We start from the raw sequence: 14,540 nt of genomic DNA, 5'->3' as shown, positions 1-14,540 counted from the left end.
ACCGGGGTGCGCGCTCACGGACGCGAGCACCTGCCGCAGCCGTCCCGCACGGCCACCCATCCACGTGACGGCGCGGGTCTCCCGGCACCCCGCAGGGTGCTCTGCCGCAACCGCCGCGCAGAGCACCCTTCACGTGGTGACGGGTCAGATCTCGCCGAGGTCCTTGCCCTTCGTCTCGGGCAGGAGCGCGACCGCGATGATCGTGGCCAGGCACAGGAGGATGACCCAGCCGCTCGAGAGCCACCGGAGGTCGAGGGAGTTGAAGAGCCCGTTGAGGTAGGGCGCGGTGCCGCCGAAGACGGCGACGGACACGGAGTAGGCGAAGCCGATCCCCTGCGTGCGCACCTTCGTCGGGAACGCCTCGGACAGCACCGCCGAGAGCAGGGCGCCTGCCATCGACACGACGAGCAGGGCGATCGCCGAGGCGGCGAAGAGCGTCCATCCCGCCGAGGTGATCATGCCCATGAGCGGGTACTGGAGGACCGCCATGAGGACCCCGAATCCGATGAGCACGGGACGCCTGCCGATCCGGTCGGACAGCGCACCCCAGAACGGCAGCGAGATGAGCGCGATGACCTGCGCCCCGACCGTCGCCCAGTAGGCCGCCTGCGGATCCATGCCGCGCTCGGTGATCGCGAGCGTCGAGGCGTAGGACGACCAGGTGTAGTGGGCGGCGGTGATGCCGGAGGTCATGAGGACGATGAGGATGATCGACCGGGTCACGCGCCCGCGATCGAGCGGAGCCGCCTCGGTGACGGAACGACCGGCAGCGGCGTCACCGGCACCCGCACTGCCGACTGCGGCAGCGGCGCCGTCCTGACCGCCGACGCCCGCGGCCGCGAAGACGTCGCTTTCGATCATTCCGCGCCGCATGTAGAGGGCGACGAGGGCGAGCAGTGCGCCGAGGGCGAAGGGGATCCGCCACGCCCACTCGGACACGGCGTCCGCGGAGAAGAGGTTGGTCACGGCCCCGCCGACGGTGTAGGCGAGGACGGAGCCGCCGAAGATCGCGATGAACACGATGCTGCCCCAGAGGCCGCGGCGGTGGGCCGGCGCGATCTCGGCGATGTAGGAGTTCGCCGTCGCCGACTCCCCGCCGTGGGCGAAGCCCTGGGCGACGCGCACGAGGAGGAGGACGAAGGAGGCTGCGGCGCCGATCTGCGCGTAGCCGGGCATGACCGCGATGATGAGCGATCCCGCTGCCATGATGAGCATCGTCGTGATGAGGACGAATTTGCGCCCCTTCCGGTCGGCGATGCGTCCGAAGACGATCCCGCCGAGGGGTCGCATGAGGAAGCCGACGGCGAAGACGCCGAGGGTCGCGAGCACCGCCGAGACGCTGTCCTCGCTGTTGAACATCGCGGCGGCGATGAACGGTGTGAAGACCGCGTAGGCGCTCCACTCGTACCATTCGAGGATGTTGCCGACGGTGCTCGCCGCCACCGATTTCCTCTTCTCGCGCAGGGACACCGTCGTCCCCGCCATCTGTGCGGTCATGTCTGTCCTTCCAGTGGGTGTTCCGGTTCGGTCGGCCGCCGTCCCCGCCCGGGCACGGGGTGCTCGGGGCGCGGAGGTGGTGCATGCGATGTGCGTGGGCGCGACGCAGCTGCCGTCGTGCTGGTGTGGTGCGCGCCGAGGTGGTGCGCGCCGAGGTGGTGCCCGGCGGTGTTGGTGTACCGCGGTGGTGATGTGCGGCAGCGGCGCCGAGGTGGTGACGGTGCGGTGGTGCGCGGGTTACCTCAGCGTCGCCGCCACCTCCGATGCCGCGTCGAGGAGGGCGGGCACCCCGTGTTCGAGCGTGCCCGTGAAGTCCCCGGCCGCCGGGGCCTCACCGGCGAGCCAGCGCGTGTAGATCGCCTCGGAGAAGATCGCCGCCTTCCACAGGGCGAGCGCCTGGTACCACGGCAGGCTCGCCAGATCGAGGCCCGTCCGGTCCCGGTAGCGCGCCGTGAGGTCGGCCCGCGAGGGGAAGCCGGGCTGCCCGGTCACCGGGGTGAGGTCCATGACCGTGCGCGGATGCCGCCCGTCGGAGTACGTCGCGAGGAAGTACCCGAGATCGGCGAGCGGATCCCCGAGCGTCGACATCTCCCAGTCGAGGATCGCCGCGACGGCGACCGGCGGATGCGCCGCGATCATCGCGTTGCCCGCCCGATAGTCGCCGTGGACGACGGAATGACGCTGCGTGTCCGGGCGGTTCGCCTCGAGCCAGGCGCCGAGGCGGCCGACCGCAGGCAGCGAACGCCGGGTGTTCTTCTCCCACAGGGAGGAGAAGAGCGCGACCTGTCTCTCGAGGTAGCCCTCGGGTCGGCCGAGAGCGGCGACCTCAGGCACGGTGACGTCGACGTCGTGGAGGGCCGCCAGCTGGTCGACGAGCGCCTCGCCGAACCGACGGCGCCGGTCCGGGGTCTCGAGGACTGCCGGCAGGGTGTCGGTGACGACAGTCCCGGGCACGAAGTCCATGAGGTAGAACGGCACGCCGAGGACGGATTCGTCCTCACAGACGTCGACGATCGTCGGCACCGCGATGCCCTGCCCGCCGAGCACGGTCTGGATCCTCGCCTCGCGGACCATGTCATGGGTCGAGCGCGGGATCGGCGGCCGCGGCCCGCGCCGGAGCACGATGTCGACGTCGTCGCGGCGGATCCGGAACGTGACGTTCGACTGGCCCTCCCCGATCCGCTCCCACCGCACGGGCCCGGTGCCGATGCCGCGCGCATCGAGGTGATCGGTCACCGCGTCGAGGACGAGCAGCGGCGGGGCGTCGAGTTCGGCGGCCTGGGCCGAGGTCTCGACGACATCGACGAGCTGCGCGGTCATCGTGCGACCTCCGCCGTGGCCGGATCAGCGGCCTCCGGCCCGACCGAGCCAGGTCCACCATCGTCAGTGCCGGCGCCACCCGGCCCGGCGACGAGGTCCTGCCGCGGGGCGCCGGCGGCGACCTCTCGGCGCCGCCGCGAGGACGCACGGCGGGAGATCGCGAACTTGTGCGTCTCGGTCGACCCGTCGTAGATCCGGAACGGCCGCACCTCGTTGAGGTACTGGATGAGCGGGAGCTCGTCGGAGACCCCGTCCCCGCCGGTCAGCTGCACGGCCCGATCGATGACGCGGTAGACGGCTTCGGAGCAGTACACCTTCGCGATCGACGACAGCGAGTTCGCTTCGGCCTGGTCGCCCTCGAGGACGAGGGCGGTCTTCGTGATCATCGCGTCCGCGGTCTCGATGTCGATGACCGACTGCGCGATGAGCTCCTGGGCGAGCCCCTGACGAGCGAGGACCGCGCCGAACACCTCCCGGTGCTCCGCCCGGTCAAGGGCGATGTCGAGGGCGCGCCGGGCCAGGCCCAGCCAGCGCATGCAATGGGTCAGACGCGCCGGGGCGAGCCGGACCTGCGCGTACGCGAACCCCTTGCCCGGTTCGCCGAGGACGGCGGACGACGGCACCCGCACACCCTCGAAGCGGACATAGGGGTGTCCGCCGGCGATCGTGCGATCGACGGTGCGGATCGACCGTCTGACCTCGACGCCGGGGGTGTCGCGGTCGACGAGGAACATCGTCGCCGCCTGCCCGCGCCGTTCCTGCGCAGACCCGGACCCGGACCCGGCAGCCGCCTCGGCGGTGGCGCCTCCATTCGGCGCATCGGGGTCGGTGGCTGCCATGACGATGAAGAAGCCGGACACCTCGGCGCCGGAGATGAACCGCTTGTCGCCGGTGATCACCCAGTCGTCACCGTCTCTCACTGCCCGAGTCGCCAGAGCCGAGGGATCGGACCCGGCACCGGGATGGGGTTCGGTCATCGCGAAGCTCGAGCGGATGTCCCCGGCCGCGAGCGGACGCAGGTACCGCTCCTTCTGCGCGGGCGTGCCGATGCGGGCGAGCATGTGCATGTTGCCCTCGTCGGGGGCCATGCAGTTGAGCACGGCCGGACCGATCGGCGAGTAGCCGGCTTCCTGGAAGATCGGCGACCAGTGCTCGATCGGCACCCCCTGGCCGCCCCATTCGGTCGGCACGTGCGGGGCGAAGACACCGGCGGCCTTGGCCTGTGCCTGCAGGTCGGAGAGCACCTCCTCGGCGAGGTAGACGCCGGGTCTCGGTTCGGCGGGGATGACGATGTCGCGGATGAAGTTCCGCGTCCGCACCCGCAGCGCTTCGACGTCCGGGGGCAGCGTGGTCATGCCCTTCCCCCTGCCGTGACGAGTCCGCCGTCGGCGGTGAGCACCTGGGCGGTGATCCAGTCGGCGTCGGCGGAGGCGAGGTAGGCGACGGCCGCGCCGATGTCCTCGGGTGTGCCGAGGCGACCGGCGGGATAGGTCTGTGCGACCTCGGCTTCGCGGCCCTCGTAGAGGGCGGCGGCGAACTGGGTCTTGACGACGGCCGGGGCCACGGCGTTGACGCGGATGTCGGGGCCGAGTTCGACGGCGAGGGTCTGCGTGAGGTGGGAGACCGCGGCCTTCGAGATCCCGTAGAACCCGATGCCGGGGCTCGGGACGATTCCGGCGACCGACGAGATGCTCACGATCCGTCCCCGGTTCTCCCGGAAGCGCAGCCCGGGGTGGTGGACGGCGCCCTGCACCCAGGCCAGGGTGCCGATGACGTTGACGTCGAGGATCTTCCGCGCCGCGTCGAGGTCGATGTCGATCGTCGGCCCGTAGACGGGGTTGATGCCGACGTTGGTGACGAGGACGTCGAGGCGGCCGAAGCGCTCGGCGATCGTGTCGTAGACCTCTGCGCGGTGGGCGGGGTCGTCGGACTTCCCGGCGATGCCGACCGCGGTGCCCTCTGGGAAGGCTGCGACCGCCTCGGCGAGGGGGTCGGGTTTGCGGGCGGTGAGGACGACGGTGGCGCCTTCGGCGGCCAGGCGCTGCGCGATGCCGAGTCCGATGCCGCGGCTGGCTCCGGTGACGAGTGCGACCTCGCCGTCGAATCGGCGGCCGCTCGTGGGTTCGGTCATGATGTCTCCTCTGTCGTCGGGGTCGATGGCGCTGCAGTCGATGTCGGTGGGTCGGCTGGGCCGGCTGAGCCGGCCGGGTCTGCGGTTGTGTCCGGTGGTGGGGCAGCCTCGGTGCCGGAATCGCGGAGCAGGCGCCGCTGGATCTTGCCGGTGTGGGTCTTCGGCAGGTCGCCGATGATGTGGACGCGGCGCGGATACTTGTAGGCTGCCAGGCGCTCCTTGGCGAAGGCGATGAGGTCGGCCGGCGTCGTCGTCTCCCCGGCCCGCAGCGAGACGAACGCGACGACGGTCTCCCCGCGGTAGTCGTCGGGCTGGCCGACGACGGCGGCTTCGAGTACGGCGGGATGTTCGTAGAGGACGTCCTCGACCTCGCGCGGCCACACCTTGTACCCGGACACGTTGATCTGGTCCTTGATCCGGTCGACGAGGTAGATCCACCCGGCGTCGTCGATGACGGCGACGTCGCCGGTGCGCAGCCAGCCGTCGTCGAAGGCCCGCGCGTTCGCCTCGGGGTTGTGGAGGTAGCCGGGGGTGACCTGGGGTCCGCGGAGTTCGAGTTCGCCGGCGGTCCCGTCGGTGATGACGGCGCCGGTGGCGACGTCGACGACGCGGGCGCTCAGGCCCGGGAACGGCACCCCGATCGCGAGCGTGTCCGTTGCCGGGTCGACCGGCGCGGCGGTGTCGGGCGGGACCCCGATGACCGCCGAGGCGGTCTCTGTCATCCCGTAGATGTTGTGGATGTAGTGCCCGAACCGCTCTCGGAACCGCTCGACCGTGGCCGGTGGGACGGGTGCCCCGCCGGAGTAGAGGTAGCGGACGGAGGCGAAATCGGCTGCGGCAGCGCTCGGGTGTTCGAGGAGCGCGTTGAAGACGGTGATCGATCCGATCGTCACGGTGACGCCGTCGTCGCGGACGGCGGAGACGATCGATTCCGCGTCGGGGCGGCCGATGAAGTCGAGGGCGACGGGGAAGACGAGGGAGGTCGCCGCACAGGCGACGGCGCCGGTGATGTGGAAAAGGGGAGCGACGGCGAGCATGACGTCACCGTCATCGAGGCCCAGCCACTGCCCGTAGCCGAGGGCGACGGAGAGCACGTTCCAGTGGGTGGCGACCGATCCCTTCGCCGGGCCGGTCGTCCCCGAGGTGTAGGTGAGCAGCGCGGGATCGTCGAGTCCGGGAAGGAGATCGGCCCGGTGCTCGGGTGAGTCCGCAGTGCTGTTCGCCGAGGCGGTGGCGGGGTTGGCAGCGCTGCCCGCCGAGGCGGGGCGGTGGCGGTCGAGGAGATCCGCCCAGGCGATCGCGGCGATCGCAGCCTCGGTCACCGTCGCGGTCGCCGGCTCGGCTGTTGGCGTGGATTGGGCTCCGGCCTGCGGCGTGACTTCGGCCCCGGTCGCAGCCGCGTTCTCATCGACAGTCGCCTGTGCGTACTCGTCATCGGTCGTCGTGAGCACCCACGACACGGAGCTGCCCGACAGGGTCGTCGTGACCGCCTCGGCGTCGGAGGCGTCGCAGAGGAGACCCGCGGCACCGGAGTCGTCGATGAGGGCACGCAGCTCACGTCCGCGGTACATCGGGTTGAGGACGAGCGGGACGGCGCCGATCTTCCACGCCGCGAGCAGCGCGATGGCGAACTGCGGGACGTTCTGCAGGTAGATGCCGACGATCGTCCCGGCCCGGCAGCCGAGGTCGACAAGGCCCGTGGCGAGCGCCTCGGCGTCGGTGTCGATCTCCGTCGTCGTCATGGCCCGACCGCGGTAGAGGACGGCAGTCTGGGCGGGGACGGCGGCGACCCGGGCGTTCCACGCGTGGGCCACCGACTCCCAGGGGACGTCGAGGTCGATATCGACGCGATCCGGGTAGAGCTGCGTCCACACGGGAGCGCTGAGGGCTGATCCGCTGTGCTGACTCGTCATCGAACTTCCACTTCGCAGTCTCGGGCGAATGCCCGACCGAGCGCTCGCTCGGTTACTGATGTAGCTTAGGTCACATTCCGGTCCGGCACAAGGGTCGGTCTCGGATCCGCCGGACCGCCTCGGCGACATTCCTGGTCCCCTACCCCGCCGACCGGGCACCGGGGACGTAGATTGGTGTCGGAGGCAGCACCGGCTTCGGGCTGCTTCGCGCACGCTCGCCGGCGCCCCACCCGCCGGCTCAAGACAAGGATGACGACGTGGCCGCCTGGAGAACCTACGACACTCCCCTCTTCCCTCCCCTCCTCACCGCTGCTCTCGACTGCTTCGTCCGCGGCGGCTTCCACGGCACCTCGATCCGCCAGGTCGCGCAGGCCGCGGGCCTCTCGGTGCCCGGTCTCTACCATCACTTCGCCTCGAAGCAGGCGATCCTGACGGAGATCGACCGCCTGGCCATGTCCGATCTGTGGGCGCGGAGCACTGCGGCGCTCGCGGACGGCCCGCAGGATCCGCTCTCGCGGTTCGACCGCCTCGTCGAGAACCTCCTCCTCTTCCACGCCCACCAGGCCGACATCGCGTTCATCGCGTTCAGTGAGATCCGCAGCCTGCCCGCCGATGCCAGGGAGTCCCACATCGCCGCCCGCGACCGCCAGCAGAAGCTCCTCGACGATGCCGTAGCCGCCTGCGTGGCCGCGGGCGTGTTCACGACGCCGTTCCCGCGGGATGCCGCGCGGGCGATCACGACGATCTGCACGGGTGTCGCGCAGTGGTATCGCCCGGGCGGGGAACTCGACGCCGAGGGGGTCGCCGCCCGCTACGGCGACATCTGCCGCGACGCGGCCGGGGTGGCGCCGTGAACGCTCTCGAGCACATCCGCGACATCGGCCCGGCCGCAGGCTTCCCGATCGCGCGCGAGGCGATCCTCTCGTGGCAGCTGCAGGCCGGTGCCGGCGTCATCGTCCGCCCGCAGCGGCCCGTGCGTCAGGGGATGATCGTCGACCTCTGGCTCAATCCGCTCTGGCCCGCCCCGCCGAGGCGGCTGCGCGGTGAGGACCTCATCGTGCCGGTCGGCTCGTGCATCGTCGAGGACGTCATCGACACCGACCGGCAGGCGGGTTTCGTCTACCGCACGCTGCCCGGTCATCTCGAGACGGGCGTGGAGACGTTCCTCGTCTCGATCGATGACGACGAGCGCCTCATCGCCTCGATCACCGCACGGTCGGTGCCCGGCAACCCGCTGCTCAAGGCGGTCGAACCCGTGTCGGTGGCCTCCCAGAAGATGATGGCCGCCCGCTACGCCGCCGCCCTCGAGCGGCTGGTGGAGCGGGCGGCGGGGTGAGCGGCGGCGGTCGGTGACGAACCATGAGCGGCGGCGCGGCGCGACACGCGGTGTCTGTCGGCCAGAAGTGCAAATGCGCTCGACCAGTCGAGTGGCAATTTCACTTTTGGCCGACATGAGCCGGCGTGGCGACGCGCCTCACGCGCCACCGCGCCTCACGCGGAGTATTTGACCTCGCCGCCGACGACGGTGAGGGTGACACGGGTGTCGCGGATCGCCTCGGCGTGGGCGAAGAGCGCGGCCTCCGAGACATAGCCGAGCAGCCCGACGGGACCGGCCGGCGCCTCGGCGTCGATGAGGCCGTCGGCGACATACGGATCGGTGTCGACGACGATGAAGTCGGCATCCATGCCCGGTGCCAGCCGTCCCCGCCGCTCGCCCAAGCCGGCGGCGACCGCCGGTGCCCGGGTGTGAAGGCGCAGCGCTTCGACGGCCGACATCCGCCGCTCGGGCTGGAACGTCGTCGTCGGATCGCCGCCGATGTCGGCCCGCGTCATCGCCGCGTAGATCGCCGCGAACGGATTCGCGTGCTCGACCGGCCCGTCGGAGCCGAAGATCACCGCGGCATCGGCCCGCACGAGATCCGGCCACGCATACGCGGCAAGCTGCGCGGACTCGTCGATGAGGTGGAGGAGGTGGAGGTCGGAGATGCAGTGGCGCGGCTGCATCGACGCGGTGACGTCGAGCGCGGCGAACCGCGCGACATCAGCCGGCTGGATGAACTGCGCGTGCTCGACCCGGTGCCGCAGGCGCCTGCCCAGACGCTCCTCGACTGAGAGCGTGATCGGCCGCAGCCGCTCGAAGACACCGAGCACATGATGGTTCGCCTGATCGCCGATCGCATGGATCGCCACGGAGATCCCCGCCTCCGTCGCGATCCGCGCCTGCTCGAAGAGCTCGTCCTCGCTCATCTGCGCGATGCCGTAGTTGAGGTGGGTCTCGGCCACCGGTGCCGCCGTCCCCGCACCGGATGACGCGACGGCCGCATCGGCTGCGGCTTCCCTCGCCTCGGCGCCGTGGATGCCCACCCCGGCCGGCTCCGGTGCGGGAAACGGGGAGGACATGTGACTCGTGTGCGAGCCGAGCGCCCCGTCGGCGAAGAGCTTGAGCCCGCCGTGCTGCAGCCAGTCGTCCCCGCCGCCGGTCTGCCACCCGGTCTCGATCGCCCACGGCACCTCGGGCCCGCGGAGGAACTTCGTCACCCGGATGTCCTGCCGACCGGACTCGCGCAGATCGTTCCACCCCAGCGTCGAGGCGATGCCGTCGAAGTCGTGGATCCCGGTGAGCCCGAGGGAGAGGAAGAGCCGCTGCGTCCGGTCGAGCATCTCGACCTGCTCCTCCCGGGAGACCTCCGGGATGAAGCGAATGAGCAGATCCGCCGCATCCTCCCTGATGAGGCCCGTGGCGATGCCCTCGGCGTCACGGACGATCTCACCTCCGGACGGGTCGGGGGTCGCCTCGTCGATGCCGGCGATCTCGAGCGCGTGCCCGTTCGCCCACACCGTGTGGAGGTCGATCGACCACATCGCCACAGGGTGGTCGGGCACCTCGGCGTCGAGCAGCGCGCGGTCGGGATACCGCGGGTCCGCCCAGCGGTTGAGGTCCCAGCCGGAGCCGACCACCCAGGTGCCCACCGGCAGGGTCTGCGCGCGTTCGCGGATCGCTGCGACCGCCTCGGTGAGCGATGTCGTCCCCGACAGGTCGAGGTCGACGAGCGAGGCCGCATACGAGACGGAGTGCATGTGCGCATCGACGAGGCCGGGGAGGATGACACGTCCACCGCAGTCGATCTCCTCGACCTCCGCAGCAGTCCCCGCCGAGGCGGTCGCAAGGGCGAGCAGCTCGTCCCGCGTCCCGATCGCGACGATCGTTCCCCCGTCGACGAGAATCGCGTCCGCCGGTGCGGTCGGAGTCGGCGCCGGAGGGTCGAGAGTGCGCACGACGGCGTGGGAGAACAGACGCATGCGCTCAGTCTATGATGGGCCGATGACCGCCCCTCCCCTCCCCATCCCCGCGGCCGCCTCCGACGCTCGAATCCCCCGCCGCGTGCTCGGCGTCACCGAGATCCTCATCATCGCCGCCGTCCTCTCCGTCTTCGGCTTCGCGTTCAACGCGATCGGCCTCATCCCGTTCCTCGCCGCCGGGGTCATCGACCCGCTGCCGTGGTCGCTCACCGACGCCTCCGCCCGCGCCATCGGCTATCTCGTCGGCGTGCTCGGCACCGTCGCCGTCATCGCGATCTACCTGCGGGCGCGACTGGGGGTCGGGCTCGCGTCGATCGGTCTGAGCCGACCGCGCTGGGGCGCCTTCGCCACCGGCCTCCTCCTCGGGGCGGCGGTCAGCGGGCTCGGCACCGCGATCGCATGGTCGAGCGACCTCGTCCGTCCCACCCAGCCGGCGGTGATGCCCGGCGGCGCCGCCCTCGTCCTCGTCGCGCTGCTCTACCTGCTCACCTACGTCCTCCAGGGCGCCGGCGAGGAGATCGTCTCCCGCGGCTTCCTCCTGCGCGGCACGGCGTGGTGGATCGGACTGTGGCCCGCCGTCGCCGTCCAGGCGCTCTTCTTCGTCGCCATCCACCTCGGCAATCCGACGATGACCCCGCTCTATGCGCTCTTCGTCATCGTCTTCGCGCTCTTCGCCGCCCTCCTCGTCATCATCCAGGGACACCTGTGGGGTGTGATCGGCGTGCACGGCGGCTACAACGTCGTCTTCTTCGCCGTCGGCCAGCGCGGCCTCGGCCTCCGCGACGTCGCCGATCCCGACAACCTCTCGTTCCCCGATCTCGCGTCGACCCCGTTCTTCGCGCTCGGTGCAGTGATCCTCGGCGTCGTCCTCTGGCGGCGCCGAGGCGGTTCGCCGACCGCTGCGAACTGACCGTCCGTGCCCCGCCGTCGACCTGTGAGACACAGGTCGACCAGTTTTCTACGCGGAGTAGAATCCAGGGCATGGTCAATGTTCTCGGTCCCCAGGATTCGCGGCTGTCCGCGGGTGCGCGCGTCGTGCTGCCGGCCGTGTGGCTCGGCCTCATCATCGGCATCTCGCTCATCGAGGCGCCGCTGAAGTTCCAGGCGCCGGGCATCACGATCCCGCTCGGGCTCGGCATCGGCCGCCTCGTCTTCACGGCGATGAACTGGGTGGAGATCGTCATCGCCGCCGTCCTTCTCTGGGCGATCCTCAAAGACGGTGTCGGCACCGCGTTCCGGGCGCTCACCTGCACTGTCATCGGCGTCCTCATCGTCAAGGTCGCTGCCATCAGACCGCTGCTCAACGAGCGCACCGATGCCGTCCTCGCCGGTGTCGACGACGGCGGGTCACGACTCCACCTCGCCTACATCGCCGCCGACGGTCTCCTCATCGCAGGTCTCATCGCCCTCGTCATCCTCGCTGTGCGGACCTCGATCCGGATCCCCGCCGAGGCGACCGCTCCGTCCCCAACTGTCGACCGCTGACGCAGCTGCGCTGAGTCAGAAGTAGACGGCGAGCGGCCCCCGCGGACCGTCGACGACCTCGACGGGGGTGTCGAAGACGCGGCTGAGCACCTCGGTGGTCATGATCTCCTCCGGCGTTCCGAACTCGACGACCGCGCCGTTCTTCACCGCGCAGATGTGGTCGGCATAGTGGCCGGCGAAGTTGATGTCGTGGATGACGATGACGATCGTGCGCCCCATCTCCGTGGCCGCCCGGCGCAGGTGCTGCATCATCTGCACCGAGTGCTTCATGTCGAGGTTGTTGAGCGGTTCGTCGAGGAGGACGTAGTCGGTGTCCTGGGCGAGCACCATCGCGACGTACGCGCGCTGCCGCTGGCCGCCGGAGAGCTCGTCGATGAACCGGTCCTCGAGCTCGCCGAGCTCGAGGAAGTCGATTGCCCGGGACACGATCTCCTCGTCGGCGACGGTGAGCCGGCCCTTCGAGTACGGGAAGCGGCCGAAGCCGACGAGCTGGCGGATCGTCAGCCGGGTGATGAAGTGGTTCTCCTGGCGCAGGATCGAGACGATCTTCGCAAGATCCTTCGACTTCGTCGCCGCGACGTCGTAGCCGGCGACCTCGATGGCTCCGGCGTCGAGGCCGAGGAGGCGCCCGATCATCGTCAGCAGCGTCGACTTCCCCGCCCCGTTCGGTCCGACGAGGGCGGTCACTCCGCCGGCGGGGATCTGCAGGTCGACGGGGCCGATCTGCGTGGCTTCGCTGTAGTTCTTGGCAACGCCGGACAGTGTGATCACAGTCGACCCTTCCGCATGATGACGAAGAGGAACACGCCTCCGCCGATGACTTCGATGATGATGGACACGACACCCTCGGCGTAGAAGATGTTCTTGAGGATGAAGTACGCGCCGCCGAGGATGACGAACCCGAGCAGGGCCGCCATCGGCAGGACGTACCGGTGGTCGTAGGTGTCGGAGAGCTGGTAGGCGAGCATCGCGACGAGGAACCCGAGGAAGATCATCGGCCCGATCATCGACACGGACACGGCCATGAGGATCGAGACGAAGAAGAGGATCGTGATGGTCTCGCGGGAATGGCTGAGCCCGAGGTTGCCGGTCACGGACTTCCCGAGGGCGAGGACGTTGAGGCGCGAGGAGCGGAGGTAGATCGCCGCGCACGCGAGCAGGCACAGCGGGATCGCGACGGGCAGGTACGAGGCGTCGGAGTTCGCGATCGACCCGAAGAGGCGGGCGGAGAGGACGTCGAATTCGCTCGGCGTCAGGGTCCGCTGCATGAACGTCGCCACCGATCCCAGGCCGCCGCCGATGACGACGCCGACGAGGAGCATGACCTCGACGTTCGCGTACTTCCCCGACAGCAGCCAGCCGTAGAGGGCGAGCGAGAGCCCGACCATGACGACGAGCTGGACGGTGAAGGGCACGAGGCCGCGGAGTTCGACGATGGCGGTGACCCCGAAGAAGTACATCGCCGAGGTCTGGATCGCGACGTAGAGCGACTCGAATCCCATGATCGAGGGCGTGATGATCCGGTTGTTCGTCACCGTCTGGAAGGCGACGGTGGCGAAGGCCTGGCAGAGGGCGACGATGATGAGGACGACGAGGCTGCGCCCCCGCAGGCCCGCGATGAGCCAGAATCCCTCGTCGGTGATCGGCAGCGGGTTGTCCCATGCGAGGAGTCCGAAGGCGATCGCGATCGCGGCGACGGCGAGGACTGCGATGATCGTCCAGTACCGGCGGCGGGCCCGTGGGGTCGTCAGCGCACCGGAGTGCCGGGGGGTCGTCCTCGCCGCCGAGGCGGGGCCCGGGACCGGTCCCGCGCTGAGTCGGGGACGGGGGTCGGGGGCGTTCATGCTCGTGTCTCTCATTTCAGCCGCGCCTCCTCTGACGCAGGAGGAGGGCGATGAAGACGGCCGCGCCGACGATGCCGAGGATGAGTGAGACCGGGACCTCGAACGGGGCGATGATGACCCGGCCGATGAGGTCGCAGACGGTGACGATCGCGATGCCGAGCAGGCACACCCACGGCAGGTTCGAGCGCAGATCGTCGCCGCGGACCATCGAGACGACGTTGGGGACGATGAGGCCGAGGAACGGCAGGTAGCCGACGACGACGGTGACGACGCCGGTGGCGATCGCGACGAGGATCGTGCCGATGAGGATGACCTGGTTGTACTTGAGTCCGATGCTCGTCGAGATGTCCTTGCCGAGGCCCGCGACGGTGAAGCGGTCGGCGGTGATGAAGACGGCGACGACGACGAGGGCGACGACCCAGAGGACTTCGTACTGGCCGCGGAGGATCGAGGTGAAGCTGCCGGCGAACCAGATGCCGAGGCTCTGGAGCATGTCGGTGCGCACCGCGATGAACGTCGAGACCGCGCCGACGACTGCCCCGAGCATGATCCCGACGATCGGGACGATGAGGGAGGACTTGAGCGAGACGCGGCGGAGGAAGAGGAAGAAGACGATCGTGCCGATGAATGCGGCGAGGATCGCGCCGATCATCCGCTGCACGATCGTCGCGTCGGGGTAGATGATGACGGTGAGCATGAGACCGAGGCCCGCCCACTCGGTCGTGCCCGTCGTCGTCGGTTCGACGAAGCGGTTCTGCGTGAGCAGCTGCATGACGAGTCCGCACATCGCCATCGCCGCGCCCGCGAGGATGAGCGCGATCGTGCGCGGCACCCGGGTGATCTGGAACATCTCCGCACCGTCGGCGGCGCCGAAGATGTCGTAGACCCCGGTGAGCAGGGAGGCGGCGATGAGCCCGAGCACCCCGATCGTCGCGAGCACGAGCTTCCAGCTCAGCAGCCGATTCCCGCCCGCGGTGCCGGCCGACCCGGCTGACCCGGCTGATCGGGTAGGGCGTGGACCGGCGACGGCGGCGACCGCCTCGGCGGGGG

Annotated in this window: 13 protein-coding genes; 4 read left to right on the top strand and 9 right to left on the bottom strand. The window is 70.1% G+C overall.

Annotation, left to right across the window (positions count from 1 at the left end):
* Positions 1-144 precede the first annotated feature (144 nt).
* The 5 genes from ABD154_RS07410 to ABD154_RS07390 form a co-directional block, all read right to left on the bottom strand.
* Positions 145-1,497, bottom strand: coding sequence for an MFS transporter (locus ABD154_RS07410; protein ID WP_344250859.1), 1,353 nt, complete (start codon positions 1,495-1,497; stop codon positions 145-147).
* 237 nt (positions 1,498-1,734) lie between these two features.
* Positions 1,735-2,817 carry a phosphotransferase family protein gene (locus ABD154_RS07405; RefSeq protein ID WP_198500379.1) on the bottom strand — a complete coding sequence of 361 codons (1,083 nt, stop codon included), beginning with the start codon at positions 2,815-2,817 and terminating at the stop codon, positions 1,735-1,737.
* Positions 2,814-4,172 carry an acyl-CoA dehydrogenase family protein gene (locus ABD154_RS07400; RefSeq protein WP_198500378.1) on the bottom strand — a complete coding sequence of 453 codons (1,359 nt, stop codon included), beginning with the start codon at positions 4,170-4,172 and terminating at the stop codon, positions 2,814-2,816. The genes ABD154_RS07405 and ABD154_RS07400 overlap by 4 nt, the downstream gene beginning before the upstream one ends.
* Entirely contained in the window at positions 4,169-4,948 is a 780-nt protein-coding gene (locus ABD154_RS07395; RefSeq protein WP_344250856.1) for an SDR family oxidoreductase, read from the bottom strand. Before ABD154_RS07395 ends, ABD154_RS07400 begins: the two co-directional genes overlap by 4 nt.
* Positions 4,945-6,861: a class I adenylate-forming enzyme family protein gene (locus ABD154_RS07390; RefSeq protein ID WP_198500376.1), complete on the bottom strand. Its 1,917-nt coding sequence runs from the start codon at positions 6,859-6,861 to the stop codon at positions 4,945-4,947. Before ABD154_RS07390 ends, ABD154_RS07395 begins: the two co-directional genes overlap by 4 nt.
* A gap of 257 nt (positions 6,862-7,118) precedes the next feature.
* Between ABD154_RS07390 and ABD154_RS07385 the strand changes: the two genes are divergently transcribed.
* Both ABD154_RS07385 and ABD154_RS07380 read left to right on the top strand, forming a co-directional pair.
* The gene (locus ABD154_RS07385; RefSeq protein ID WP_211978293.1) at positions 7,119-7,715 is read left to right on the top strand and encodes a TetR/AcrR family transcriptional regulator; all 597 of its coding nucleotides are present in this window, start codon (positions 7,119-7,121) and stop codon (positions 7,713-7,715) included.
* Positions 7,712-8,197, top strand: a complete 486-nt coding sequence (locus ABD154_RS07380; protein ID WP_211978294.1) for a DUF1990 family protein — start codon at positions 7,712-7,714, stop codon at positions 8,195-8,197. The genes ABD154_RS07385 and ABD154_RS07380 overlap by 4 nt, the downstream gene beginning before the upstream one ends.
* A gap of 155 nt (positions 8,198-8,352) precedes the next feature.
* Here ABD154_RS07380 and ABD154_RS07375 read toward each other — a convergent pair whose 3' ends face one another.
* On the bottom strand, positions 8,353-10,161 hold the full coding sequence (locus ABD154_RS07375) for an amidohydrolase (RefSeq protein ID WP_344250853.1): 1,809 nt from the start codon (positions 10,159-10,161) through the stop codon (positions 8,353-8,355).
* 22 nt (positions 10,162-10,183) lie between these two features.
* Here ABD154_RS07375 and ABD154_RS07370 point away from each other — a divergent pair, with 22 nt between their 5' ends.
* Together ABD154_RS07370 and ABD154_RS07365 are read left to right on the top strand one after the other, a co-directional pair.
* Positions 10,184-11,071 (top strand): CPBP family intramembrane glutamic endopeptidase, encoded by an 888-nt coding sequence (locus ABD154_RS07370; protein ID WP_344250851.1) that lies wholly within the window; start codon positions 10,184-10,186, stop codon positions 11,069-11,071.
* 71 nt (positions 11,072-11,142) lie between these two features.
* A complete protein-coding gene (locus ABD154_RS07365; protein ID WP_198500371.1) occupies positions 11,143-11,646 on the top strand; it encodes a hypothetical protein in 504 nt (167 codons plus the stop codon).
* Between the two features lie 15 nt (positions 11,647-11,661).
* Here ABD154_RS07365 and ABD154_RS07360 read toward each other — a convergent pair whose 3' ends face one another.
* The 3 genes from ABD154_RS07360 to ABD154_RS07350 are packed head-to-tail and all read right to left on the bottom strand — an operon-like array spanning position 11,662 to position 14,448.
* Complete coding sequence (locus ABD154_RS07360; protein WP_198500370.1) at positions 11,662-12,417, bottom strand: iron ABC transporter ATP-binding protein; 756 nt, start codon at positions 12,415-12,417, stop codon at positions 11,662-11,664.
* Positions 12,414-13,505 (bottom strand): iron chelate uptake ABC transporter family permease subunit, encoded by a 1,092-nt coding sequence (locus ABD154_RS07355; protein ID WP_232623817.1) that lies wholly within the window; start codon positions 13,503-13,505, stop codon positions 12,414-12,416. The genes ABD154_RS07360 and ABD154_RS07355 overlap by 4 nt, the downstream gene beginning before the upstream one ends.
* Before the next feature lies 1 nt (position 13,506).
* Entirely contained in the window at positions 13,507-14,448 is a 942-nt protein-coding gene (locus ABD154_RS07350; RefSeq protein WP_198500869.1) for an ABC transporter permease, read from the bottom strand.
* Between the last annotated feature and the right edge of the window lie 92 nt (positions 14,449-14,540).

The organism is Brevibacterium sanguinis (assembly GCF_039528855.1).
Lineage (GTDB): Bacteria > Actinomycetota > Actinomycetes > Actinomycetales > Brevibacteriaceae > Brevibacterium > Brevibacterium sanguinis.
This window is presented reverse-complemented; position numbering and strand designations above follow the sequence as displayed.

Coding starts and splice junctions, on each gene's coding strand:
- ABD154_RS07410 (WP_344250859.1), bottom strand. CDS start 1,497: ATGACCGCACAGATGGCGGGGACGACGGTGTCCCTGCGCGAGAAGAGG.
- ABD154_RS07405 (WP_198500379.1), bottom strand. CDS start 2,817: ATGACCGCGCAGCTCGTCGATGTCGTCGAGACCTCGGCCCAGGCCGCC.
- ABD154_RS07400 (WP_198500378.1), bottom strand. CDS start 4,172: ATGACCACGCTGCCCCCGGACGTCGAAGCGCTGCGGGTGCGGACGCGG.
- ABD154_RS07395 (WP_344250856.1), bottom strand. CDS start 4,948: ATGACCGAACCCACGAGCGGCCGCCGATTCGACGGCGAGGTCGCACTC.
- ABD154_RS07390 (WP_198500376.1), bottom strand. CDS start 6,861: ATGACGAGTCAGCACAGCGGATCAGCCCTCAGCGCTCCCGTGTGGACG.
- ABD154_RS07375 (WP_344250853.1), bottom strand. CDS start 10,161: ATGCGTCTGTTCTCCCACGCCGTCGTGCGCACTCTCGACCCTCCGGCG.
- ABD154_RS07370 (WP_344250851.1), top strand. CDS start 10,184: ATGACCGCCCCTCCCCTCCCCATCCCCGCGGCCGCCTCCGACGCTCGA.
- ABD154_RS07365 (WP_198500371.1), top strand. CDS start 11,143: ATGGTCAATGTTCTCGGTCCCCAGGATTCGCGGCTGTCCGCGGGTGCG.
- ABD154_RS07355 (WP_232623817.1), bottom strand. CDS start 13,505: ATGAGAGACACGAGCATGAACGCCCCCGACCCCCGTCCCCGACTCAGC.